This is a genomic window from Streptomyces sp. NPDC002701 (assembly GCF_042889045.1).
Taxonomy (GTDB): domain Bacteria; phylum Actinomycetota; class Actinomycetes; order Streptomycetales; family Streptomycetaceae; genus Streptomyces.
The window spans coordinates 17,103-40,033 of record NZ_JBIAQL010000008.1 but is presented as its reverse complement, the minus strand read 5'-3'; the positions used below and the strand labels follow the sequence as shown (position 1 = coordinate 40,033).

Annotated in this window: 23 protein-coding genes; 13 read left to right on the top strand and 10 right to left on the bottom strand. The window is 70.8% G+C overall.

The genetic code is table 11. From position 1 onward, the window contains the following. Positions 1-43 precede the first annotated feature (43 nt). Both ACFYXC_RS22275 and ACFYXC_RS22270 read left to right on the top strand, forming a co-directional pair. The gene (locus ACFYXC_RS22275; RefSeq protein ID WP_389553772.1) at positions 44-952 is read left to right on the top strand and encodes a sterol desaturase family protein; all 909 of its coding nucleotides are present in this window, start codon (positions 44-46) and stop codon (positions 950-952) included. Then, positions 949-1,644: a lysoplasmalogenase gene (locus tag ACFYXC_RS22270; RefSeq protein ID WP_389553771.1), complete on the top strand. Its 696-nt coding sequence runs from the start codon at positions 949-951 to the stop codon at positions 1,642-1,644. The genes ACFYXC_RS22275 and ACFYXC_RS22270 overlap by 4 nt, the downstream gene beginning before the upstream one ends. Here the strand turns inward: ACFYXC_RS22270 and ACFYXC_RS22265 are convergent. From ACFYXC_RS22265 to ACFYXC_RS22255, 3 genes are all read right to left on the bottom strand, one after another. Beyond that, positions 1,613-2,659, bottom strand: a complete 1,047-nt coding sequence (locus tag ACFYXC_RS22265) for a CopD family protein (protein WP_389553770.1) — start codon at positions 2,657-2,659, stop codon at positions 1,613-1,615. The genes ACFYXC_RS22270 and ACFYXC_RS22265 overlap by 32 nt on opposite strands. A gap of 206 nt (positions 2,660-2,865) precedes the next feature. Beyond that, positions 2,866-4,401, bottom strand: a complete 1,536-nt coding sequence (locus ACFYXC_RS22260) for a S8 family serine peptidase (protein WP_389553769.1) — start codon at positions 4,399-4,401, stop codon at positions 2,866-2,868. A gap of 71 nt (positions 4,402-4,472) precedes the next feature. Next, positions 4,473-5,996 (bottom strand): S8 family serine peptidase, encoded by a 1,524-nt coding sequence (locus ACFYXC_RS22255; protein WP_389553768.1) that lies wholly within the window; start codon positions 5,994-5,996, stop codon positions 4,473-4,475. A gap of 413 nt (positions 5,997-6,409) precedes the next feature. Between ACFYXC_RS22255 and ACFYXC_RS22250 the strand changes: the two genes are divergently transcribed. From ACFYXC_RS22250 to moaA, 3 genes are all read left to right on the top strand, one after another. Further along, positions 6,410-6,766 (top strand): DUF485 domain-containing protein, encoded by a 357-nt coding sequence (locus tag ACFYXC_RS22250; RefSeq protein ID WP_388915489.1) that lies wholly within the window; start codon positions 6,410-6,412, stop codon positions 6,764-6,766. Then, positions 6,763-8,406, top strand: coding sequence for a cation acetate symporter (locus tag ACFYXC_RS22245; RefSeq protein ID WP_389553767.1), 1,644 nt, complete (start codon positions 6,763-6,765; stop codon positions 8,404-8,406). The genes ACFYXC_RS22250 and ACFYXC_RS22245 overlap by 4 nt, the downstream gene beginning before the upstream one ends. A 238-nt stretch (positions 8,407-8,644) precedes the next feature. Beyond that, positions 8,645-9,634: a GTP 3',8-cyclase MoaA gene (moaA, locus tag ACFYXC_RS22240; RefSeq protein ID WP_389553766.1), complete on the top strand. Its 990-nt coding sequence runs from the start codon at positions 8,645-8,647 to the stop codon at positions 9,632-9,634. Positions 9,635-9,684: 50 nt separating this feature from the next. Here moaA and ACFYXC_RS22235 read toward each other — a convergent pair whose 3' ends face one another. Next, positions 9,685-10,011, bottom strand: a complete 327-nt coding sequence (locus ACFYXC_RS22235; protein ID WP_389553765.1) for a hypothetical protein — start codon at positions 10,009-10,011, stop codon at positions 9,685-9,687. A 190-nt stretch (positions 10,012-10,201) separates the two neighbouring features. Then, positions 10,202-10,588, bottom strand: a complete 387-nt coding sequence (locus ACFYXC_RS22230) for a DUF3099 domain-containing protein (protein WP_388915501.1) — start codon at positions 10,586-10,588, stop codon at positions 10,202-10,204. Positions 10,589-10,801: 213 nt separating this feature from the next. Between ACFYXC_RS22230 and ACFYXC_RS22225 the strand changes: the two genes are divergently transcribed. Beyond that, positions 10,802-11,077: a GlsB/YeaQ/YmgE family stress response membrane protein gene (locus ACFYXC_RS22225; protein ID WP_388915504.1), complete on the top strand. Its 276-nt coding sequence runs from the start codon at positions 10,802-10,804 to the stop codon at positions 11,075-11,077. A gap of 200 nt (positions 11,078-11,277) precedes the next feature. On the opposite strand, the gene tyrS is transcribed toward ACFYXC_RS22225, so the two are convergent. The 3 genes from tyrS to ACFYXC_RS22210 all read right to left on the bottom strand — a co-directional run bounded on the left by tyrS (position 11,278) and on the right by ACFYXC_RS22210 (position 15,571). After that, complete coding sequence (gene tyrS, locus ACFYXC_RS22220; protein ID WP_389553764.1) at positions 11,278-12,543, bottom strand: tyrosine--tRNA ligase; 1,266 nt, start codon at positions 12,541-12,543, stop codon at positions 11,278-11,280. A gap of 113 nt (positions 12,544-12,656) precedes the next feature. Beyond that, the gene (locus ACFYXC_RS22215; RefSeq protein ID WP_389553763.1) at positions 12,657-14,051 is read right to left on the bottom strand and encodes a metallopeptidase TldD-related protein; all 1,395 of its coding nucleotides are present in this window, start codon (positions 14,049-14,051) and stop codon (positions 12,657-12,659) included. Then, complete coding sequence (locus ACFYXC_RS22210; RefSeq protein WP_389553762.1) at positions 14,048-15,571, bottom strand: TldD/PmbA family protein; 1,524 nt, start codon at positions 15,569-15,571, stop codon at positions 14,048-14,050. The genes ACFYXC_RS22215 and ACFYXC_RS22210 overlap by 4 nt, the downstream gene beginning before the upstream one ends. A 280-nt stretch (positions 15,572-15,851) precedes the next feature. Here ACFYXC_RS22210 and fabG point away from each other — a divergent pair, with 280 nt between their 5' ends. From fabG to ACFYXC_RS22195, 3 genes are all read left to right on the top strand, one after another. Then, on the top strand, positions 15,852-16,571 hold the full coding sequence (gene fabG, locus ACFYXC_RS22205) for a 3-oxoacyl-[acyl-carrier-protein] reductase (protein WP_388915517.1): 720 nt from the start codon (positions 15,852-15,854) through the stop codon (positions 16,569-16,571). Positions 16,572-16,576: 5 nt separating this feature from the next. Then, positions 16,577-17,344, top strand: a complete 768-nt coding sequence (gene fabI / locus ACFYXC_RS22200; RefSeq protein WP_388915520.1) for an enoyl-ACP reductase FabI — start codon at positions 16,577-16,579, stop codon at positions 17,342-17,344. 330 nt (positions 17,345-17,674) lie between these two features. Continuing rightward, the gene (locus tag ACFYXC_RS22195) at positions 17,675-18,019 is read left to right on the top strand and encodes a hypothetical protein (RefSeq protein ID WP_388915619.1); all 345 of its coding nucleotides are present in this window, start codon (positions 17,675-17,677) and stop codon (positions 18,017-18,019) included. Here ACFYXC_RS22195 and ACFYXC_RS22190 read toward each other — a convergent pair. Then, positions 18,003-18,716, bottom strand: a complete 714-nt coding sequence (locus ACFYXC_RS22190; protein ID WP_388915523.1) for a FadR/GntR family transcriptional regulator — start codon at positions 18,714-18,716, stop codon at positions 18,003-18,005. The genes ACFYXC_RS22195 and ACFYXC_RS22190 overlap by 17 nt on opposite strands. A gap of 127 nt (positions 18,717-18,843) precedes the next feature. Here ACFYXC_RS22190 and ACFYXC_RS22185 point away from each other — a divergent pair, with 127 nt between their 5' ends. From ACFYXC_RS22185 to ACFYXC_RS22170, 4 genes are all read left to right on the top strand, one after another. Further along, positions 18,844-20,274 carry a CynX/NimT family MFS transporter gene (locus tag ACFYXC_RS22185; protein ID WP_389553761.1) on the top strand — a complete coding sequence of 477 codons (1,431 nt, stop codon included), beginning with the start codon at positions 18,844-18,846 and terminating at the stop codon, positions 20,272-20,274. A gap of 60 nt (positions 20,275-20,334) precedes the next feature. Further along, entirely contained in the window at positions 20,335-20,451 is a 117-nt protein-coding gene (locus ACFYXC_RS22180; RefSeq protein ID WP_388915528.1) for an SGM_5486 family transporter-associated protein, read from the top strand. A 216-nt stretch (positions 20,452-20,667) separates the two neighbouring features. Next, positions 20,668-20,883 carry a hypothetical protein gene (locus ACFYXC_RS22175; protein ID WP_388915531.1) on the top strand — a complete coding sequence of 72 codons (216 nt, stop codon included), beginning with the start codon at positions 20,668-20,670 and terminating at the stop codon, positions 20,881-20,883. A 76-nt stretch (positions 20,884-20,959) separates the two neighbouring features. Next, a complete protein-coding gene (locus ACFYXC_RS22170; RefSeq protein WP_388915534.1) occupies positions 20,960-21,478 on the top strand; it encodes a SixA phosphatase family protein in 519 nt (172 codons plus the stop codon). A gap of 67 nt (positions 21,479-21,545) precedes the next feature. On the opposite strand, the gene serB is transcribed toward ACFYXC_RS22170, so the two are convergent. Then, entirely contained in the window at positions 21,546-22,754 is a 1,209-nt protein-coding gene (gene serB, locus ACFYXC_RS22165) for a phosphoserine phosphatase SerB (protein WP_388915539.1), read from the bottom strand. Positions 22,755-22,931 lie beyond the last annotated feature (177 nt).

Genomic DNA, 22,931 nt, shown 5'->3' with positions numbered 1-22,931 from the left:
CAACGTCTAGCCGTGGCCGGCCTGACGGTCCTACGGTGCACCCATGCCGAACCTGCCCGACGTCGTGCTGTGGTCGATACCCGCCTTCGTGCTGCTCACCGTCGTGGAGATGGTGAGCGTCCGGATCCACCCGGACGAGGACGCCGCGGGGTACGAGACGAAGGACGCCGCCACGAGCGTCGGCATGGGCCTCGGCAGCATGGCGTTCGACTTCCTGTGGAAGATCCCGATCCTCGCGGTCTACACGGCCATGTACGAGCTGACACCACTGCGCGTGCCCGTCCTGTGGTGGACCGTGCCGCTGATGCTGCTGGCCCAGGACTTCTTCTACTACTGGTCGCACCGCGGACACCATGTGATCCGCATCCTGTGGGCCTGTCACGTCGTCCACCACTCCAGCGAGAAGTTCAACCTCACCACCGCGCTGCGGCAGCCCTGGACGACCTGGACCGTATGGCCCTTCTACGTGCCCCTCATCGCCCTCGGCGTCCATCCGGCGGCGCTCGCGTTCTGCTCGTCCGCGAGCCTCGTGTACCAGTTCTGGATCCACACCGAACGCATCGACAAGCTGCCCCGGCCCATCGAGTCCGTCCTCAACACGCCCTCGCACCACCGGGTCCACCACGCCTCCCAGGGCGGCTACCTGGACCGGAACTTCGGCGGCATCCTGATCGTCTGGGACCGGCTCTTCGGTTCCTTCGTCCCGGAGACGGACCGGCCGGTGTACGGACTGACCAAGAACATCGACACCTACAACCCACTCCGGGTCGCCACCCACGAGTACGCCGCCATCGTCAGGGACCTGCGAACCGCGGAGAGCTGGCGCGAGCGGGCCGGGCGGGTGTTCGGAGGACCGGGCTGGCAGCCCGCGACACCGGCACCGACGCCGGCATCGGCACCCGCACGGCCGGCCGCCTCCCCGGAGACACCGGTCACGGAACCCGCCGCGTGAACCCACGCCACGCGCGCGCGGCGCTCATCGCCTTCGTCGTGGTGGGCGTCGTGGACCTGGTCTCCCTGGCCGTCGGCCACGACACCGGGCACACACTGGCCAAGCCGCTGCTGATGCCGCTGCTCGCCGCCCACGCGTACCTGCGCGGCGGCCCCGGGCTCCTCGTCGGTGCGCTGCTCTGCGGGTGGGGCGGTGACGTCCTGCTCCTCCTTGACGCCGAACCGGCGTTCCTCGCCGGGATGGCGTCCTTCGCGGCGGGCCACGTGTGCTACCTCCTGCTCTTCGGGCGGCGGGCCGGGGCCGGGGAAGCGGCTCCCCGCACGCGCGTGGACCGCCGCACGGCCGCCGCGTACGCCCTCGCCCTCGTCGCCACCGTCACACTCCTGTGGCCGGGGCTGCCCGCCGGGCTGCGCGTCCCCGTCGCCGCCTACAGCCTGCTGCTGACCGCGATGGCGTACCGCGCCACCCGGCTCGGTCCCGTCGCGGCCGCCGGGGGCGCCCTGTTCATGCTGTCGGACACCCTCATCGCGACCGGTGTCGCCGACTGGCCGCAGCTCCCACGACCCGACCTGTGGATCATGCTGACCTATCTCGCGGCGCAGTCCCTGCTGGTCCGGGGCGTGCTCGCGGACCGACAGGACCCGGCGGCGGACCGCACGGTCACCAGCGGATCGGCACCGGCACCGCCGTGAGCAGGGCCGAGACCGCCACCACCAGGCCCAGCACCACCACCTCGGCGCGCGCGGGGGAGTAGGCCGTGAGCGGGTCGGCCGCCCGGTGCAGCCGGCGGCGCGCCCACAGCGCCAGGACGGCGACGGCGACCACGAGGAGCACCTTCGCCACCAGGGTGCGCCCGTACGCCGTCGTGGTCAGCTGGTCCAGGACCGTGCCGGGCGGCATCCGGCGCAGGGTGCTCCACACCCCCGTCGCGGTGATCGCGGCGAGCAGGACGGCCGCCACGCGCGCGTAGAGGCCCAACAACGCGGCACCCTCTCCTGGAGCGGTGTGCCGCCAGCGGAGCATCGTGCGCAGTACGTACAGCAGCCCGCCCGCCCACAGCACCGCGCAGGTCACATGAACGAGCGTCAGGCCGGAGCCGACCAGCGGACTCCGCTCGGTCACCGGATGCGCGCGCAGTGCCTCCGCGACGGCGATCGCGGCGAGCGGCCACACCTGGGTGACCGGACGGCGCGAGAGGGCGCACAGGCCCAGCACGACGAACGCGTTGACCTCCAGGAGCGCGAGCGCGCCGTCCCTGGACTGGTAGAGGCCGCCGATGTCCATGTCGGCGAGGCTGCGCGGCACCAGGTTCCCGGTGGCGACCACCGAGGCGAGGCCGAGCGCGGCGACGAAACCGGCGGCGGCCGCGGCCGGGGCCCAGCCGCGCGGCACGTCCTCGTGCGGGGCGCCGGGCACCCGGCGGGCCAGCCGGGCGACGAAGACCTCGCCGGCCGACACGCACACCGCGGCGAACAGGACCGTCCGCAGCAGCGCGATCCCGCCCGCTCCGGGCGCGGCGGCCTCGCCGGTGCCGCGCAGCACGACGGGCGGCCCGAGCAGGGGGATCAGCGCGGCCAGGGCCACCAGGGCGAGGACGGTGCCGGAACGCCGCACGGAGACCGCACCGACCCGCGGTGCCCTCGCGCCGCCCCCGGCCCGGCCGGCCGTGTCGTCACCCGCGTCGGCAGTCGGTCCTATCGAACTCACCTCAAGATCTTCACCAGTGGACCCGGACCGGGGCAAGTCCCGGAAACGGCCGAAGCGGCGGCATTCCCCCGCTCACGGGCAATCCGCCCATTCATACGCGGGCGGCCGGTCCCTGACTCAAGGGCGGCGCGGCGAACCCGGCACACGACGGAGGGGCCGGGCGGCACACGGCCGCCCGGCCCCTCACCTGGTGCCGTCGGTGTCGCCTACTTCGTCACGGCGTCCAGCGCGTCCGCGGTGCCCCAGCCGTAGAAGCTGTTGCGGTTCTTCGAACCCTCGCAGACCGCGTCGATCTTGCCGTCGCCGTCGATGTCGTACGGGTCCGTGCACGGCGTGGCGTCGGCCTCCGCGTACAGCAGCGCCTTGACCAGGGCCGCCGAGGCGTGCGGGTGCGTCGACTTGATGAGCGCGGCGACGCCCGCGACGTGCGGCGACGCCATCGACGTACCGGCCATGTAGCCCCACGAGCCGCCCGGCAGCGGGCCGAGGATCAGGCCGCTGGTGGCGGGCGGGGCGGGGGTCTGGTAGCGCGTCGAGTCGCCGCCGGGGGCCGCGATGTCGATGACGCCCAGGCCGTGGTTGGAGAAGGACGACTTGATGCCCTTCGCGCCGGTCGAGGAGACCGTGACGACACCCGGCAGCTGCGTCGGGATGTCGAGGCACTCGGACGGGTCGATGACACGCTCACCCGGAGTCGTGTCGTTGGGCGAGGTCGGGTCGGTGATCGAGTCCGCGGCGAGGTCGTAGTTCTCGTTGCCCGCCGCCGCGACGTTGACCGTGCCCTTCTTCTCCGCGTACCGCGACGCCCGGGTGATGGCCTCGACGAGCGCCTTCTGGTCCGGGTCGTTCTTGCAGTTGAAGTACCACGGGTCGGTGTAATAGCTGTTGTTCGTGACGTCCACGTCGTGCTCGGCCGCCCACATGAAGCCGCACACGACGGCCTCCGTGTAGAAGAAGCCGGCCGTGGTGGAGACCTTGATGCCGGAGACCTTCACGCCGGGCGCGACGCCGGTGACGCCGACGCCGTTCTTCGCGGCGGCGATCTCGCCCGCCACGTGCGTGCCGTGCGGGCTCTCGGCCGCGCTCGGCCGCCAGGCCCCGTCGGTCGTGTCCGGCTTGCCCGTCACGCAGTTGACGGACGCCTCGCGGTCGAAGTTCGGCGCGATGTCGGGGTGCGTGTCGTCGACGCCGGTGTCGATCACGGCGACGGTGACCTTCTTGCTGCCGAGCGTCTTCTCGTGGGCCTTGTCCGCCTTGATGGCGGGCAGGTCCCACTGCAGGGGCTCCAGCGGGTCCTGTCCGGCCGCGGCCTCGACGTCCGCGACCTGCTCCGCGGTGAGGACCTTCGGGGTGCCGACGTCGGTCGTGGACTGCGCGGGCAGCGGCGCCGTACGCGTCGAGCCCGCCGACTCCACCCCGCGCACCTTGCGGATGGTCTTGGCGAAGTCCGCGTTCGACGAGTGGACGACGATCACGCCGATCCGGTCGTACGACGTCACGATCGTGCCGCCGGCCCTGGTGATGGCCTTCTTCACCTGGGAGGAGACGCCGTGCCCGGAGCGGACGTTGACGACATAGCTCAGCGGGGTGGCCTCCGCGGAGATCCGCGCGGCGGCGTCGGCCGCGTCGGCGGGCGGGGCCGCGGACGCGCTGACGTTCGGCAGGAAGGCGAGAGCCGTGGCCATGGCCATTCCCAGCGGGATGGCTATGACGCGGCGCGAGCGCGTGGTGGACGCGGTCATGCTGTCTCCAGTTCGTTTTCTTCGCGAGTTCGTGCGGGCCGTACCGTGCGGGAAGTCCTGGGAGGTGACGGCTACTTGACCGCCTTCAGCGCGTTGACGATGCCGAAGCCGTAGAAGCCGTTCACCCGCTTGCCGCCCTCACAGGTGGCGTCCTGGGTGCCGTTGCCGTCCTGGTCGTACGACTCCGGGCAGCCCGGGTTGTCCGCCTGCGCCTTCAGCAGCGCCTGCAGCTGGGCCGGACCCGCCCACGGGTGCTCGGACTTCAGCAGCGCGGCGACACCCGCGGCGTGCGGCGACGCCATCGACGTGCCCTGCAGGAAGCCGTACTGGTTGTTCGGCATCGTGGAGAGGATGCGGCCGTTCTTCGACGGGGTGTCCGGGATCTGGTAGCGGCCGTCACCACCGGGCGCCGCGACGTCGATGACACCCTTGCCGTACGTCGAGTAGTACGACTTGAGGTTCTGCACGCCGGTCGCGCTGACCGTGACGACACCCGGCAGCTGGGTCGGTACGTCGTAGCACTCGTGCGGGTCGATCGTGCGGGTGACCGGCGTCGAGTCGTCGGGGCTGGACGCGTCGACGATGGCGTCCGAGTCCAGGTCGTGGTTGGAGTTGCCGGCCGACGCGAGGTGCAGGGTGCCCTTCTTCTGGGCGTACAGCTGGGCCCGGTTCACCGCGTCGACGATCGCCCGCTGGTCGGGGTCGTCCATGCAGTTGTAGAGCCACGGGTCCACGTAGTAGCTGTTGTTCGTGATCTCCACGCCGTGGTCGGCGGCGAAGACGAAGGCGCAGACGACACTCTCCGGGTAGAAGAGCCCGTTGTCCGGGTCGCTGACCTTGATGCCGGAGACCTTCACGCCGGGCGCGACGCCCGCCACGCCCACACCGTTGCGGGCGGCGGCGATCTCACCGGCGACATGCGTGCCGTGGTAGTCGGCGGCGGTGTACGGACGCCAGGCACCCGCACTCGTGTCGGCCACGCCGCCCACGCAGTTCGCGGACTGCGAGGCGGAGAAGTTGGGGGCCAGATCCGGGTGCGTGTCGTCGACACCGGTGTCGATCACGGCGACCGTGACCTTCCTGCTGCCCGGGTTGATCTTCGCGGCCTTGTCCGCGCCTATGGCGCGCAGGTCCCACTGGTCGGCCTCGAGAGGCTCGCTCGCGGGGGTGGCCGCGGCCTTCACCTTGGCGGCCTCGGCGGCCGACAGGTAGTCGACGGCGCCCTCGTCCGTCGTACCCGCCGCGGTCAGCGGGGTCGTACGCGTGGCACCCGCGGACTGGACACCGCGCACGGCACGCATCTGCGCCCCGAACTCCGGGGCGGCCGAGTGGGCGACGATGACGCCGATCCTGTCGTACGTGGCGACGACGGTGCCACCGGCCGCGGCGACCGCCTTCTTGACCGACGCGATCGTGCGGTGGTCGGTCTTCGTGTTGACCACGTACGCGAGGTTCGGTCCGTCGGCCGCGGTGACGGCGGGCGCGGACGGCGAAGCGGCCGACGCGATGCCCGGCAGGAAGCCGAGCGAGGCGGTCAGGGACAGCGCGACGGGCACGGCGAGCGCGAGACGGCGTCTGGAGCGCAGATGAGCCATGGGGTCTCCACATCATCCGGAAAAGGCACCGGCCCGAACACAGGTGGTGCTCGGGCAGGTACATGACGGGGTAGTGCTGGGCCGAAGCTATCTCCCGGCATCCCTGGCCAGCAATGACTTACGGGGATGTCTTGTGAAACGCCCGGGACGAGTTCCGAAAGAAGTGTCCGGAGTTGAACCGCTCCTCGTGCGGCGCCGTGACGTTGAGCAGGGAGCACGAGCACCGTCGAGCCCCCTGTTGGATCACGCCCGGGGCACCTGACATCGCCATCCGGACCACGTGATCCACGTCACCGTGAGGTCAGAAACCAGCCATGCCCGAACCGAGCCCGTCCCCCGGCGCCGGCCCGCCCCCGGATCCCGGCCCGCCGCCCACCGACGCCCCACCCGCACCCGCAACGCGAGGAGACTCCGTGGCCACCGACGCACCGCCCCCCTCGAAAGCCGAACCTCATCTCCCGTCCACAGCGGAGTTCGTAGAGGTGCAGGAGAGCGCCGAGTTCGGTGAACTGCGCCGCGCCCACCGCTCCTTCGCCTTCCCGCTGACGGTCGGCTTCATCAGCTGGTACCTGCTGTACGTCCTGCTGTCGATCTACGCGGACGACTTCATGGGCACCAAGCTGTTCGGCAACTTCAACGTCGCCTTCGTCCTGGGCCTCGCCCAGTTCCTCACCACGTTCCTCATCGCCTGGTGGTACGAGCGGCACTCCTCCGCCAAGCTCGACCCCAAGGCCGAGGCGATCAAGTCCCGGATGGAGGGCGGCGCATGAGCCCCGCGATCACCCAGGTCCAGCTCGCACAGGCGCACCTCGCGGCGGGGGAGGCCAGCGAGCACCGGCCGCTGATCATCTCCCTGTTCGCGGTCTTCGTCGTCGCGACCCTCATCATCACGGTATGGGCGGGCCGCCAGACCAAGGACGCCGCCGACTTCTACGCGGGCGGCCGTCAGTTCAGCGCCTTCCAGAACGGGCTCGCCGTCTCCGGCGACTACATGTCCGCCGCCTCGTTCCTCGGCATCGCGGGCGCCATCGCGCTCTTCGGGTACGACGGCTTCCTGTACTCCATCGGCTTCCTCGTCGCCTGGCTGGTGGCGCTGCTCCTGGTCGCCGAGCCGCTGCGCAACTCCGGCCGCTACACGATGGGCGACGTCCTCGCCTACCGCATGCGCCAGCGCCCGGTGCGTACGGCGGCCGGCACCTCCACGATCGTCGTCTCGATCTTCTACCTGCTGGCCCAGATGGCGGGCGCGGGCGTCCTGGTCTCGCTGCTGCTCGGTATCACCAGCGACGCCGGGAAGGTCGGCATCGTCGCCCTGGTCGGCGTCCTGATGATCGTGTACGTCACCATCGGCGGCATGAAGGGCACCACCTGGGTCCAGATGGTCAAGGCCGTGCTGCTCATCAGCGGCACCCTGCTCATCACCTTCCTCGTGCTGCTCAAGTTCGACTTCAACGTCTCCGACCTGCTCGGTTCGGCGGCCAAGAACAGCGGCCAAGGGGCGGCCTTCCTGGAGCCCGGCCTGAAGTACGGGCTCACCACCACCTCCAGCATCGACTTCATCTCGCTGGGCATCGCCCTGGTGCTGGGCACGGCCGGCCTGCCGCACATCCTGATCCGTTTCTACACCGTGCCCAACGCCAAGGCCGCGCGGAAGTCCGTGAACTGGGCCATCGGCATCATCGGCGGCTTCTACCTGATGACCATCGCGCTCGGCTTCGGCGCGGCGGCCCTCATCTCGAAGGCGGAGATCGTCGAGTCCAACCCCGCGGGCAACACGGCGGCGCCACTCCTCGCCCTGCACCTGGGCGGCGTCGACTCGGCCTGGGGCGCGATCCTGCTCGCCACGATCTCCGCGGTGGCCTTCGCCACGATCCTCGCCGTGGTCGCCGGCCTGACCCTGGCCTCGTCCTCGTCGTTCGCCCACGACATCTACGCGAACGTCATCAAGAAGGGGCAGGCGACCGAGAAGCAGGAGATCAACGCCGCCCGCTACGCCACCATCGGTATCGGTGTCGTCTCCATCGGCCTGGGCGCCCTGGCCCGCGACCTGAACGTCGCCGGTCTGGTCGCCCTCGCCTTCGCGGTGGCCGCCTCCGCCAACCTGCCGACGATCCTCTACAGCCTCTTCTGGAAGCGGTTCACCACCCAGGGCGCGCTGTGGTCGATCTACGGCGGCCTCGTCACGGCGGTCGGCCTGGTGCTCTTCTCGCCGGTGGTCTCCGGCAAGGCCACCTCGATGTTCCCGGACGTCGACTTCCACTGGTTCCCGCTGGAGAACCCGGGCATCATCTCGATCCCGGTCGGCTTCCTGCTGGGCTTCCTCGGCACCCTCCTGTCCAAGGAGGAGCCGGACGCCGGCAAGTACGCCGAGCTGGAGGTCCGGTCCCTCACCGGAACCGGAGCGCACTGACCGTCGCGCACCGACTGTCGTGCACCGACCGTGACGCACCGCGGCCGCGTCGTAGCTCCCTACGACGCGGCCGCGGTGCGTCTCGTGGCATCAAGACCTCCGTGTTGTCGGTGCCGTCACGTAGGCTCGCTGGTATCGGGTCGACTGATCGTTCGACGCTGTTCGGTCGTTCGAGGCTGTCGGACCGTTCGAAGCTGTCGGGCCCGTGTCGCGGTCCGCATCGAGGGAGGGGGCCCACGTGCTCATCGACACCTACGGCCGAGTCGCCACCGACCTGCGGGTCTCGCTGACCGACCGGTGCAACCTCAGATGTACGTACTGCATGCCCGAGGAGGGCCTGCAGTGGCTGGCCAAGCCCGACCTGCTCACGGACGACGAGATCGTCCGCCTCATCGGCATAGCGGTGACCCGGCTGGGCATCACCGAGGTCCGCTTCACCGGCGGTGAGCCCCTGCTGCGCCCGGGCCTCGTCGGGATCGTCGAGCGGGTGGCCGCCCTCGGCCCCCGTCCCCAGATGTCCCTCACGACGAACGGCATCGGCCTCAAGCGCACCGCGACCGCCCTGAAGGCCGCGGGCCTGGACCGGGTCAACGTCTCACTGGACACCCTGCGCCCGGACGTCTTCAAGACCCTGACCCGCCGTGACCGCCACAAGGACGTCATCGAGGGCCTCGAAGCGGCCCGCGCCGCGGGACTGACCCCGGTCAAGGTCAACTCCGTCCTGATGCCGGGCCTGAACGAGAACGAGGCGCCCGACCTCCTCGCCTGGGCCGTGGAGCACGACTACGAACTGCGGTTCATCGAGCAGATGCCCCTCGACGCGCAGCACGGCTGGAAGCGTGAGGGCATGGTCACCGCCGGTGACATCCTCACCTCTCTGCGGACGCGCTTCGAGCTCACGGAGGAAGGATCCGAAGAACGGGGTTCGGCGCCCGCCGAGCGCTGGACCGTGGACGGCGGACCGCACCGGGTCGGCGTGATCGCCTCGGTCACCCGCCCGTTCTGCTCGGCCTGCGACCGTACGCGCCTGACGGCCGACGGACAGGTCCGTACCTGCCTCTTCGCCAGGGAGGAGACCGACCTGCGGGCGGCGCTGCGCTCGGACGCGCCGGACGAGGAGATCGCCCGGATCTGGCGGCTGGCGATGTGGGGCAAGAAGGCCGGAGCGGGGCTGGACGACCCCTCGTTCGTACAGCCGGACCGCCCGATGTCGGCGATCGGCGGCTGACCGCCCGGCGCGCGGGCGGCGGCCGACCACTCACCCGGCGGCCGACCGCTCTACTCGTCGGTCGGTCGCTCCGCGGACCCGGACGCCGACCCCGATTCGGACCCTGACTCGGACTGCCACTCCGTAAGGAGGACCACGTCCTTCAGGAAGCCGCGTACGCCCAGGAACTTCGACAGGTGGTCGCGGTGCTCCTCGCACGCGAGCCACGTCTTGCGCCGCTCCGGTGTGTGCAGCTTCGGATTGTTCCAGGCGAGCACCCACACGGCGTCCGCCCGGCAGCCCTTGGCGGAGCAGACGGGGGAGGACGGGAGCGACTGGTCGGAACCGGGGACGTTCAGGATCACGTCCTCGACACTAGTCGAGTCCGAACGAGTCATAAAAGGCGACGCCGAGCAGCCACGGGGGGAGCTGCCCGGCGTCGGTCTGTCGCTCCGACGGGGGATGCGGAGCGCGTACCAAGTATGTCACGGCCATCCCATCGCCCGGCAACGGAACAACATGATTGATCTGAGCTTTTCTTGAGCTTGGCAGGGGGTTCGCATTCCGCTTCCGGCGGATCTCCCGTGCTCAGGACCGCTCGTGCGGTTCGTCCCGCAGACGGGCGCCGGGATCGGCCCTCAGGTCTTCCGGGACGGGTTCCGCGACGCCGCCCACCGGTGACCCGGCCAGCATCGGACGGGTGGGCGCGGTCACGAAGGTGGACGGCAACGAGGGCGCGTTCTCCCGGCCCGCGTTGGCGATCACCACGGAGACGTAGGGGAGCAGCACTCCCAGCACCAGCGCGACGACGGCGACATGCCGTTCGACGTTCCACAGGGTGGCCGCGAGGACGACGGACACCGTACGGACGGACATCGAGATGATGTAGCGGCGCTGCCGGCCGCGTACATCGTCGGCCAGCCCCTGTCTGGCTCCCGTGATCCGGAAGACCTCGACGTCGCTCTGCTTCCGCATCACGTTCCACCACCCGCCCGCATCGGACACTGCCCGGCCCGTACAGGAAACAACGGTACGCCCCGGTCGAGCCGCTTACGAGACCGGGTCGGCCCCTCGATCCCGGCCGGTACGACTGCGCCCTGCCGCGTATGGCCGTGCCCGACATGCGCCGTACGGCACACGGGTCGACACTGGGCGTAATGCTCGAGCAGAGCCGTATAGGAGGCAGCCATGGGCTGGTTGTGGGCGATCATCGTGGGATTCGTACTGGGCTTGCTCGCCAAGGCGATCATTCCGGGCAAGCAGCACAGTCCGCTCTGGCTCACCACGATCTTCGGAATCATCGGCGCGATCGTCGGCAACGCGATCGCGCGCGGCTTCGGCATCGGCGAGACCAGTGGTATCGACTGGGGGCGCCACGCGCTCCAGCTCGCCGCCGCGGTGGTCATCGTCTTCCTGGGCGACATGCTCTACACAATGATGAAGAGCAACAAACAAAGAACCTGACCTGAGCACGAATGCGGAAGAGGACGGACCGACAGGGTCCGTCCTCTTCTGCGTGTGCTTCTGCTTCTGCCAGTGCTTTCGCTTTTGGCTTTTCGCATTTTCGGGCGGCGCAGGCCGCCGGGGGCGCGGGGAACTGCGCGGCCAACCCCGACGCACCCGCACCCGACCCAACCGCCGGCCCCGCCGAGGAGAGGTGCACCCTACGGCGCGACCTCCACGGCGGCAAGGTTCTTCTTGCCCCGCCGAAGCACCAGCCACCGCCCGTGCAACAGATCGTCGGCACCGGGAACGGCGTCCTCCGAGGCGACCTTCACATTGTTCACGTACGCCCCGCCCTCCTTGACCGTGCGCCGGGCAGCGGACTTGCTGGCCACGAGCCCGACCTCGGCGAAGAGGTCCACCACGGCCCCCGCCTCGGCCACCCGCACCCGTGGCAGCTCGGACAGCGCCGCGGTGAGCGTCGCCGCGTCGAGCTCGGCCAGCTCGCCCTGCCCGAAGAGCGCGCGCGACGCGGCGATGACGGCCGCGGTCTGGTCGGCGCCGTGCACCAGCGTCGTCAGCTCCTCCGCGAGCGCCCGCTGCGCGGCCCGGGCCTGCGGCCGCTCCTCGGTCTGCCTCTCCAGCTCCTCCAGCTCCTCCCGGGACCGGAAGGACAGGATGCGCATGTACGTCGAGACGTCACGGTCGTCCACGTTCAGCCAGAACTGGTAGAACGCGTACGGCGTCGTCATCTGCGGGTCGAGCCAGACGGCCCCGCCCTCGGTCTTGCCGAACTTCGTGCCGTCCGCCTTCACCATCAACGGCGTCGCGACACAGTGGACCTGGGCGTCCGGCTCCAGCCGGTGGATCAGGTCGAGGCCCGCCGTGAGGTTGCCCCACTGGTCGCTGCCGCCCTGCTGGAGCGTGCAGCCGTACCTCCGGTAGAGCTCCAGGAAGTCCATGCCCTGGAGCAGCTGGTAGCTGAACTCCGTGTAGCTGATGCCCTCCTGGGACTCCAGGCGCCGGGCGACCGAGTCCTTGGTGAGCATCTTATTGACGCGGAAGTGCTTGCCGATGTCCCGCAGGAACTCGATGGCCGACAGGCCGGCCGTCCAGTCCAGGTTGTTCACCATCACCGCGGCGTTCTCGCCCTCGAAGGACAGGAACGGCTCGATCTGCCCGCGCAGCCGGCCGACCCAGTCGGCGACGGTCTCCGGGTCGTTCAGCGTGCGCTCCGCCGTCGGGCGCGGGTCACCGATCTGACCCGTGGCCCCGCCCACCAGGGCGAGCGGGCGCAGACCCGCCTGCTGGAGGCGCCGCATGGTGAGGACCTGCACCAGGTGTCCGACGTGCAGCGAGGCCGCGGTGGGGTCGAAGCCGCAATAGAACGTGACGGGACCGTCCGCGAGCGCCTTGCGCAATGCGTTCTCGTCGGTGGACAGGGCGAACAGCCCACGCCACTTCAGCTCGTCGACGATGTCCGTCACGGTTCTCGCGTCTCCTTGGTTGATCTTCGGGTTGATCTCGGGGTCGGTCTTCGGATGGGTCTTCGGTCGGTCGCGCGCGGTCGGCGGGGCGGCCGACCGCGAGGCTATCGAGGTTATACGCCCTGGCTGACAGAGCTCATGTTGAAGTCCGGCACCCGCATCGCGGGCATCGCGGCCCGGGTGAACCAGTCGCTCCACTCGCGCGGCAGCGTCTTCTCGGTCCGCCCCGCCTGGGTCGCCCGTCCGAGCAGACCCACCGGCGACTCGTTGAACCGGAAGTTGTTGACCTCACCGGTGACCTCGCCGTTCTCCACGAGGTAGACGCCGTCCCGGGTCAGCCCGGTCAGCAGCAGCGTCGCCGGGTCGACCTCGCGGATGTACCACAGGCAGGTCAGCAGCAGCCCGCGTTCCGTGGCGGCGACCATCTCCTCCAGGGACGTGTCCTCACCGCCGTCGAGGACGAGGTTGCCGATGCCCGGGGCCACCGGCAGCCCGGTCAGGCCCGCGCTGTGCCGGGTGCTCGTCAGATGCTTCAGCTCGCCCTCGCGGACCCACTCCGTGGCCCGCAGGGGCAGCCCGTTGTCGAAGACGGAGGCGTCGTCCCCCGAGGAGTGCGTGAGCACGAAGGGGGCGCTCTCGAGTCCCGGCTCGTTCGGGTCGCTGCGCAGGGTCAGCGGCAGGTCGGTGAGCCGGTCACCCACGCGCGTACCGCCGCCGGGCCTGCTGAAGACCGTCCGGCCCTCCGCCGCGTCCCGGGCCGCCGCCGACCACAGCTGGTAGATCAGCAGGTCCGCGACGGCGGTCGGCGGCAGCAGCGTCTCGTACCGCCCGGCGGGCAGGTCGACCCGCCGCTCGGCCCAGCCCAGCCGGACGGCCAGCTCGGCGTCGAGCGCCGCCGGGTCCACGTCCTTGAAGTCCCGCGTGGAGCGGCCGGCCCACGCCGAACGCGTACGGTCCGGGGACTTGGCGTTCAGCTCCAGCGTCCCGTTGGGCTGGTCGTGACGCAGCCGCAGGCCCGTGGACGTCCCCAGGTAGCTGGAGACCAGCTCGTGGTTGGCGAAGCCGTACAGCTCGCGACCGCCCGCACGCGCGCGTGCGAACGATTCGCCGAGCGCCGGGGCGAAGTCGGTGAAGACGGCCGACGAGGTCTCGGCGGGCGGGTCGGTGAAGTCGGGGGAGGCGGGCACGCCCTCGACGAGCGGCTGCGCGTCCTCGGCCGGGCCGGCGCCGCGTGCCGCGGCCTCGGCGGCCCGCACCAGCGGCTCCAGCTCGTCGGCGGTGACGGCCGAGCGCGAGACGACTCCGGAAGCGGTGCCCTCGCGGCCGTCGACCGTCGCGACCACGGTCAGCGTGCGCCCGCGCGTGACGCCGTTCGTGGTCAGGGCGTTGCCCGCCCAGCGCAGGTTCGCGGTCGACCGCTCGTCGGCGATGACGACACAGCCGTCCGTCCGGGACAGGGCGAGGGCGCGCTCGACGATCTCGTGCGGCTTGTTCGTACGAGGACTCATCGACCGGCCTCCTGCGTGGTGTTCAGAATGTTGACGCCCTTGAAGAGGGCGGACGGGCAGCCGTGCGAGACCGCCGCGACCTGGCCCGGCTGGGCCTTGCCGCAGTTGAAGGCGCCGCCCAGGACGTAGGTCTGCGGGCCGCCGACGGCCGCCATCGAGCCCCAGAAGTCCGTGGTCGTCGCCTGGTAGGCGACATCCCGCAACTGGCCCGTGATCCGCCCGTTCTCGATCTTGAAGAACCGCTGGCCGGTGAACTGGAAGTTGTAGCGCTGCATGTCGATCGACCAGGACCGGTCGCCCACGACGTAGATGCCGCGGTCGACACTCCCGATGAGGTCCTCGGTGGACATCCCCGCGGGGTCCGGCTGCAGCGACACGTTCGCCATCCGCTGGACGGGCACATGGCCGGGGGAGTCGGCGTACGCGCATCCGTTGGACCGCTCGAAGCCGGTGAGCTTCGCGATCCTGCGGTCCAGCTGGTAGCCGACGAGCGTGCCGTCCTTCACCAGGTCCCAGGACTGCCCGGCGACGCCCTCGTCGTCGTAGCCGATCGTCGCGAGCCCGTGCTCGGCGGTGCGGTCACCGGCGACGTTCATCAGCTCGGAGCCGTAGCGCAACTTGCCCAGCTGGTCGAAGGTCGCGAACGACGTCCCGGCGTACGCGGCCTCGTAGCCGAGCGCACGGTCCAGCTCGGTGGCGTGACCGATGGACTCGTGGATGGTCAGCCACAGGTTGGACGGGTCGACGACCAGGTCGTACACCCCCGCGGTCACGCTCGGCGCGCGCATCTTCTCCGCGAGCAGCTCAGGGATGCGCCCGAGCTCCGCCTCCCAGTCCCAGCCGGTGCCCGTGAGGTACTCCCAGCCGCGGCCCACGGGCGGCGCGATCGTGCGCATCGAGTCGAACTCGCCGCTCGATCCGTCGACGGCCACGGCGGTCAGCTGGGGGTGCAGCCGGACCCGCTGCTGGGTCGTCACCGTGCCCGCCGTGTCCGCGTAGAACTTGTTCTCGTGCACCGTCAGCAGCGAGGCGTCGACGTGACTGACGCCGTCCGCCGCGAGCAGCCGCGCGCTCCAGTCCGCCAGCAGCCCCGACTTCTCCTCGTCCGGTACGGAGAAGGGGTCGATCTCGTAGGACGAGACCCAGGTCTTCTCCGCGTGCACGGGCTCGTCCGCGAGTTCGACGCGCTCGTCGGAGCCGGCCGCCGCGATCACCTGTGCCGACAGCTTGGCCATCGCCACAGCCTGCGAGGCCACCTTCGCGGCGGCGTCCATCGTCAGGTCGACGCCGGAGGCGAACCCCCAGGTCCCGCCGTGCACCACCCGCACCGCGTACCCCAGGTCGGTCGTGTCCGACGATCCCGCGGGCTTCGCGTCCCGCAGCCGCCAGGACGCGCCGCGCACCCGCTCGAACCGGAAGTCGGCGTGGTCGGCGCCCAGCGCCCGGGCCCGCGCGAGCGCCGCGTCGGCGAGAGCCCGTAGGGGCAGGGCCAGGAATGACTGATCGACCTCGTGGGGCACGAGTGGGTTTCCCTTCACTTCGGTCCGTCGTAAACACCAGTCCGAAGTGAAACACGCCCCGTGCGCGCCGTGTGCGGGGATTGTTCCGGTCGCCGGGAGAGGGGAACGGGAGGACCGGCTGTCCGTCCGCGTGCCCGGACCGGTCGGCCGTCCGGGCCGCGCCGACTGTAGGGACCCGACAGTGGGCGGGGTGAGCCACTGTCGGTGCCCGATTCTCCGCACGGCGGGCGGTACCGATAGGTTTTCGAGGTACCAGACCGGCTATCGAAAGGGTGATCCGTTGAGCCGCTCGGTTCTCGTCACCGGAGGAAACCGGGGCATCGGCCTTGCCATCGCCCGCGCTTTCGCCGACGCGGGCGACAAGGTCGCGATCACATACCGGTCGGGCGAACCCCCGGCCGTCCTCACCGAACTGGGCTGCCTGGCGGTCAAGTGCGACATCACCGACAGCGAGCAGGTGGAGCAGGCATACAAGGAGATCGAGGCCGAGCACGGCACGGTCGAGGTCCTCGTCGCCAACGCCGGTGTCACCAAGGACCAGTTGCTGATGCGGATGTCCGAGGAGGACTTCACGTCCGTCCTGGACACCAACCTGACGGGTGCCTTCCGGGTCGTGAAGCGCGCCAACCGCGGGATGCTGCGCGCCAAGAAGGGCCGTGTCGTCCTGCTCTCGTCGGTGGTCGGCCTGCTCGGTTCGGCGGGGCAGGCGAACTACGCCGCCTCCAAGGCCGGCCTGGTCGGTTTCGCGCGCTCCCTCGCCCGTGAGCTGGGCTCGCGGAACATCACCTTCAACGTCGTCGCGCCCGGTTTCGTCGACACCGACATGACCAAGGCGCTCACCGACGAGCAGCGCGAGGCGATCATGAAGCAGGTGCCGCTCGGCCGGTACGCGCAGCCCGAGGAGATCGCCGCGACGGTGCGGTTCCTCGCCTCGGAAGACGCCTCGTACATCACTGGAGCCGTCATCCCCGTAGACGGCGGACTGGGAATGGGTCACTGATCACCATGAGCGGAATTCTCGAGGGCAAGCGCATCCTGATCACCGGTGTGCTGATGGAGTCCTCCATCGCGTTCCACACCGCGAAGCTGGCCCAGGAGCAGGGCGCCGAGATCATCCTGACCGCGTTCCCGCGGCCCACGCTGACCGAGCGCATCGCCAAGAAGCTCCCCAAGCCCACCAAGGTCATCGAGCTCGACGTGACGAACGACGAGCACCTCGGGCGGCTCGCCGACCTCGTGGGTGAGGAACTGGGCACCCTCGACGGCGTCGTGCACTCCATCGGCTTCGCCCCGCAGGACGCCCTCGGCGGCAACTTCCTCAACACGCCGTTCGAGTCGGTCGCCACCGCCATGCACGTCTCCGCCTTCTCCCTGAAGTCGCTGACCATGGCCTGCCTGCCCCTGATGCAGAACGGCGGCTCGGTCGTCGGCCTCACCTTCGACGCGAAGTTCGCCTGGCCGCAGTACGACTGGATGGGCCCGGCCAAGGCCGCGCTGGAAGCCACCAGCCGTTACGTCGCCCGTGACCTGGGCAAGCAGAACATCCGCTGCAACCTCGTGTCCGCCGGCCCCCTCGCCTCCATGGCCGCCAAGTCCATCCCGGGCTTCAGCGAGCTGGCCTCCGTGTGGGACGGCCGCGCGCCCCTGGAGTGGGACCTCAAGGACCCGGAGCCGGCCGGCCGCGGTGTCGTCGCCCTGCTCAGCGACTGGTTCCCGAAGACCACCGGCGAGATCATCCACGTCGACGGCGGTCTGCACGCGGTCGGCGCGTAAGCGCTTGCGCAAGCGTTTACGCAGACGCTTGCGCAACCGCTTGGGCATGCGCTCGCGCACACGCTTACGCAATCGTTTGCGCACACGCTCACGTAATCGCTTCCCTACGGTGTCGACGCTCCGTCCCCCGCAGCGCGCGGGGAGCGGAGCGTCACCCGTTCGGCCGCACCGGGCGGGCGGTGGGAGGGGGTGACGGCCCACTGTGAGGTGGGAGTTCTTCTCCCGAGACGCCCTCCAAAGCCCAGCCGAGGAGGTTCCCTTGTGCGCCTCTTCCAGCCCCGGTGCCCCCACCGGCTCCCCAGGACCGGCCCGACGACGCCGTCCGCCGTACTGTTCGCCGCTCTGACCCTCGTACTCGCGGCGCCCAGCGACGCCGCCGCGCACACCCCGCAGGCTCCACACACCTCGAGAACAGCGCCCCACGCGCGTGTGCCCGCACAGGAACGGCCCTTCGGAGCGGTGTGCCGGACCGTCGTCGACGGCTCACACGTGACGGCCCACTGCCGCAACCCCTATCCGGAGCCCGACCACGTCGGGCTGCACATCGAGTGCGCCCGCTGGTGGGACATCGACGCCGACGGGGCGAGGGTCGAGGCCGGCCCCGCGCAGAACGTCCGACTGACCGGCCGCTGCTGGAAGGAGGTCCGCTCGGCGTGGGTCAGCCACCAGAGGTGACGTCTCCCGGCGGAGCCGCTTCCCCCGGCCTCCCCGGGCGGCACAGGAACGGATAGCCGGCCGCCTCCGAGGCGGCCGTCGCCGCGTCGCCCGCGCGGATCGCGTCCACCAGCCGTGTGTGGTCCATGTGCGTCTCGGGCGTCAGCTCCTCGCCGATGTCCTCGCGCAGCCAGTCGCGCACCACTTCGCCCAGGTCCGCGTACATCGCCGTCATGACGTCGTTGTGGGACGCGGCGACCACGGCCAGGTGGAAGGTCGTGTCGGCGGTCACGAAGGCTTCCGCGTCCCCGGACTCCCAGGCTTCCTCGCGGCGTACGAGGAGCGCGTCCAGCTGTTTGAGGTCGCGCTCGGTGCGGCGCCCGGCGGCGAGCCTCGCCGCGCTCGACTCCAGCGTGGAGCGCAGCTCGGCGATGTGCCGCGGGTCGGCGTCCGCGAACCGGCGGTGCATCACGCCGGCCAGCTCGCTGGTCGCCACGACGTAGGTGCCCGAGCCCTGGCGGATGTCGAGCAGGCCGTTGTGCGCGAGCGCGCGGACCGCCTCCCGGACCGTGTTGCGGGCGACCCCCAGCTGCTCGACCAGCTCGGGCTCGGTGGGGATGCGGGAACCCACCGGCCACTCGCCCGAGGTGATCTCGTTCCGCAACGCGGCGATGACCTGCTCGGACAGCGCCGAACGGCGGGGGTGGCTCAAGGGCATGACGGTCCTTCGCGCCAGGGGGTGCGCCCGAGGACGCACCGTAGGACGCACCGAAGTGCGCGTGGTCTCCGGATTGTGCACCAGGGGAGTGGACAACCAATCATCCCATGATTCTATGATGGGGTTCATGACTGGCGAGGAAACCCGGACGATCATGTCCCCACCGACACGCGGCCCGGCGCAGGAGGCGGACCTCCGCACCTCCCACGCGCCCGCGTGGCTGACGCGTCTGGTGATCGCCGGCATCGTCCTGACGGCCCTCAACCTGCGTCCCGCCATCACCAGCCTGGGCGCCCTCCTCGAAGAGGTGCGCGACGGGCTCGGCATGAGCGGCAGCGTCGCCGGACTCCTCACCTCCGTACCACCGCTCTGCTTCGCCGTCTTCGGTGTCATGGCGCCGCGCCTCGCCCGCCGCTTCGGACTGCCCGCAGTGGTCTGCGCCGGCATGCTGGCGATCGGTACGGGCCTGGTGATCCGGCCCTTCACCGGGAACACGGTGGGCTTCCTGGCCGCCAGCGCCCTCGCCCTCATGGGCATCGCGGTCAGCAACGTCCTCATGCCGGTGATCGTCAAGCGCTGGTTCCCGGACCGGGTCGGCTCCATGACCGGCCTCTACTCCATGGCACTCGCCCTCGGCACCGCCTCCGCGGCCGCCGTCACCGTGCCGATGACGCGCTCCCTGGGCGGTGGCTGGCAGGCGGGCCTCGGCGTCTGGGCGGGACTCGCCGCCGTCGCCGTCCTGCCGTGGCTCCCTCTCGTACGGGCGAAGGGCACCGCCCTGTCCGTGGAGCGGGCCCCCGCCCCGGCTCCCGCAGGACGCCGGGAGCCCGCGTCCGCCCCGGACGGGCGTCGGCAGTCCGTCCCGGCCCCGGACGGACATCCGGCCCCGGACGGACACCAGGAGTCCGTCCCGGGCCCGGGCGGACGCCGGGAGTCCGCCCCGGCCGCGGACAGGCGACGGGAGCCCGCTCCGCTGCGGATCACCAGGAGCCGGACCGCCTGGGCGCTCGCCGTCTTCTTCGGCCTCCAGGCCACCGCCGCGTACATCACGATGGGCTGGATGGCGCAGATCTTCCGGGACGCGGGTGTCCCGGCCGGCACCGCCGGACTGCTGCTCGCCGTCACGATGGTGATGGGCGTGCCGCTGGCCTTCGTCATACCGAGGCTGGCCACACGGCTGCCCCACCAGGGACCGATCGTGATCGCCCTCGGCCTCTGCGGGTTCGCCGGTTACGCGGGGCTGTACCTCGCCCCGGCGGGCGGCGCCTGGGCGTGGGCCCTGCTGCTCGGGGTCTCCAACTGCGCGTTCCCGCTGGCCCTCACGATGGTCGGCATGCGGGCCAGGACCGGCGCGGGGGTCGCGCAGCTGTCGGCCTTCGCGCAGAGCACCGGCTATCTCATCTCGATCCCCGGCCCGCTGCTGGTGGGCGTGCTCTACCAGCACAGCGGCGGCTGGGGACTGCCGATCGCGCTCATGGCGGGCCTGATGGTCCCGCAGATCGTGGTGGGCGTCCTGGCGGGCCGCGACCGCACGGTCGAGGACGAGGCCACCCGGTGACCGGCCGGAGGAGCCGACCCCAGCCGTGAGGAGCCGGGCGGAGAGTGCGAGACTGGGGGCATGCCCGTGCTCGATCCGAACCCCAAGAACGGCCAGAAGAAGATGCTGCTCGTCTTCGGCGCGTTCCTCCTCATCTTCGTGATCATCGGCGTCATCGCGTCGATCGCCTCACCCTGAGCGAACCCTCCGGCGCCGGGATGCCCGGCCCCCGGCGGGACCGGACGAGCCCGGACAGGCCCCGGTGGTGGGGTTACCCCCACCGTCCCCTAGGGGGCGAGTGTCAGGGTCAAGTGGGTGGATCACCGGATGGGCCGAGGGGGCCTGAGTCCGTACCTTCGAAGTGTGACCGCGAGGACGCGGACCACGGAGCACTAGAAGCCCCACGGAGGCGGCATGTCGGCCCCTACGCACACCCCGCCCCACCCGGCGACCGGGCGCGGCGTCGAAGCCCGGCTGCCCTGGTGGGCGCTCGTCCTCCCGGCCCTCGCCTTCGCGGCGCTCCTGCTCCTCATACTGAACCCCGCGGACGCCCACGCGGCGGGCGCGGACCCGGTGGTCGGCGACCTCCTCGAGCGGATCCAGCAGATGGTGCCGCACCAGGGCTCCTGAGCCTCCCGCGCCGCACGGCGGAGCAGCGCATCAACTCCCTGCGCCCCATGGCGTGTTTCGTGCGAAGCTGGGACCCATGAGCGTCGCAGAACCCCGCAGGATTGTCCTTTTCCGGCATGCGAAGGCCGACTGGCCCGACGTGGCCGACCACGAGCGTCCGCTGGCCGAGCGGGGCCGCAAGGACGCCGCCGTCGCCGGACGCAAGCTGGCCGACTCCGGCATCCCTTTCGATCTGGCCCTCTGCTCCACCTCGACCCGGACCCGCGAGACGTGGAAGCTCGCCGTGCAGGAGCTCCCGCACCGCCCGAGGACGGTCTATGAGGAGCGGGTCTACGAAGCCTCCCCGGGCGAGCTGATCGCCGTTCTGAACGAGACCCCGGACGACGTACAGACCGCCCTCCTGATCGGGCACAACCCCGGAGTGCACGGCCTCGCCGACGTCCTGGCCGGCCGGTGCGAGGGAGACGCGCGGGAGCGTATGAGCCGCCGCGAGTTCCCCACCGCCGCCTTCGCCGTGCTCTCCTTCACCGGCTCCTGGAAGGGCCTGGAGCCCGGCGCGGCGACGCTGCTCGACTTCTGGGGCCCGTCCGAGTGACCGCACCGTGAGCGCGGACGGGGCCCGGCACCACGCGGGTGCCGGGCCCCGTCCGCGCCGGGGACGCTCAGTCCACGTGCATGTCCGCCGCCTCGACCTCTTCGCGGGTCACGCCCAGCAGGTACAGGACCGTGTCCAGGAAGGGGAAGTTCACCGCGGTGTGCGCCGCCTGGCGCACCACCGGCTTGGCGTTGAAGGCGACTCCGAGACCGGCCGCGTTCAGCATGTCCAGGTCGTTGGCGCCGTCACCGATCGCCACCGTCTGCGCGAGCGGCACCCCCGCCTCCGCGGCGAACCGGCGCAGCAGCCGGGCCTTGCCCGCCCGGTCGACGATCTCGCCGACGACCCGGCCCGTCAGCTTCCCGTCGACGATCTCCAGGGTGTTGGCCTGGGCGAAGTCGAGCCCGAGCCGCTCCTTGAGATCGTCCGTCACCTGGGTGAACCCGCCCGACACGACGCCCACCTGGAAGCCGAGCCGCTTCAGCGTACGGATCAGCGTGCGAGCGCCCGGCGTCAGCCGCACCTCGCTGCGCACCTTGTCCACCACGGAGGCGTCGAGCCCCGCGAGCAGCTTGACGCGCGCGTGCAGCGACTGCTCGAAGTCCAGTTCGCCGCGCATCGCGGCCGCCGTCACCTCGGCGACCTCGTCCTCGCAGCCGGCGTGCGCCGCGAAGAGCTCGATGACCTCGTCCTGGATGAGGGTGGAGTCCACGTCCATGACGACCAGGCGCTGGGCCCGCCGGTGCAGTCCCGCCGCGACCACCGCGATGTCGACGCCGAGGGCCGCGGCCTCCGTCACCAGGGCGGTCCGCAGACCTTCGGGTTCCGTACCGGACACGGCGAACTCGACCGCTGTCACGGGGTACTTGGCCAGCCGGAAGATCCGGTCGATGTTGCCGCCGGTCCCGGTGATCCGGGCGGCGATGGCGGCCGTCGACTCCGCGGTGAGCGGATGCCCGAGGACGGTCACCAGCGACCTGCCGTGTCCGCGCGGCCGGTTGTCGCCGTGCCCGGAGATGATCTCGGCCTGCAGTTTCATCGAGTCCGCCCAGCTGTGCACGGTGGCGCGCAGGTCGCCTTCGAGGCCGGCCGGGGGATGGGTCACCAGTGCACACAGCACGATCCGGCCACGGGTGACGACCTGCTCGATGTCGACCACGTCGACGGAGTAGGCGGCAAGGGTGTCGAAGAGCCCGGCGGTGATACCGGGACGGTCCTTGCCGAAGATCTTGACGAGGAGAGTGGGGACATCAGAGGTCTGCGATGCGGCGCTCATGGTGCTTACACCGTATCCGGCACTCCGTGCCGTATGCCCCCGAGGTCCGTCTGACGGACAGGGAACAGTACATGTCGCCTTGATGTCCCCCGCCTGCACAGGCCGTGCCCGCGACCACCTCACGGGCTGCGACGCCGACGTGGTGATCGGCACCCGGCCCGGCATCAACGTCTACGT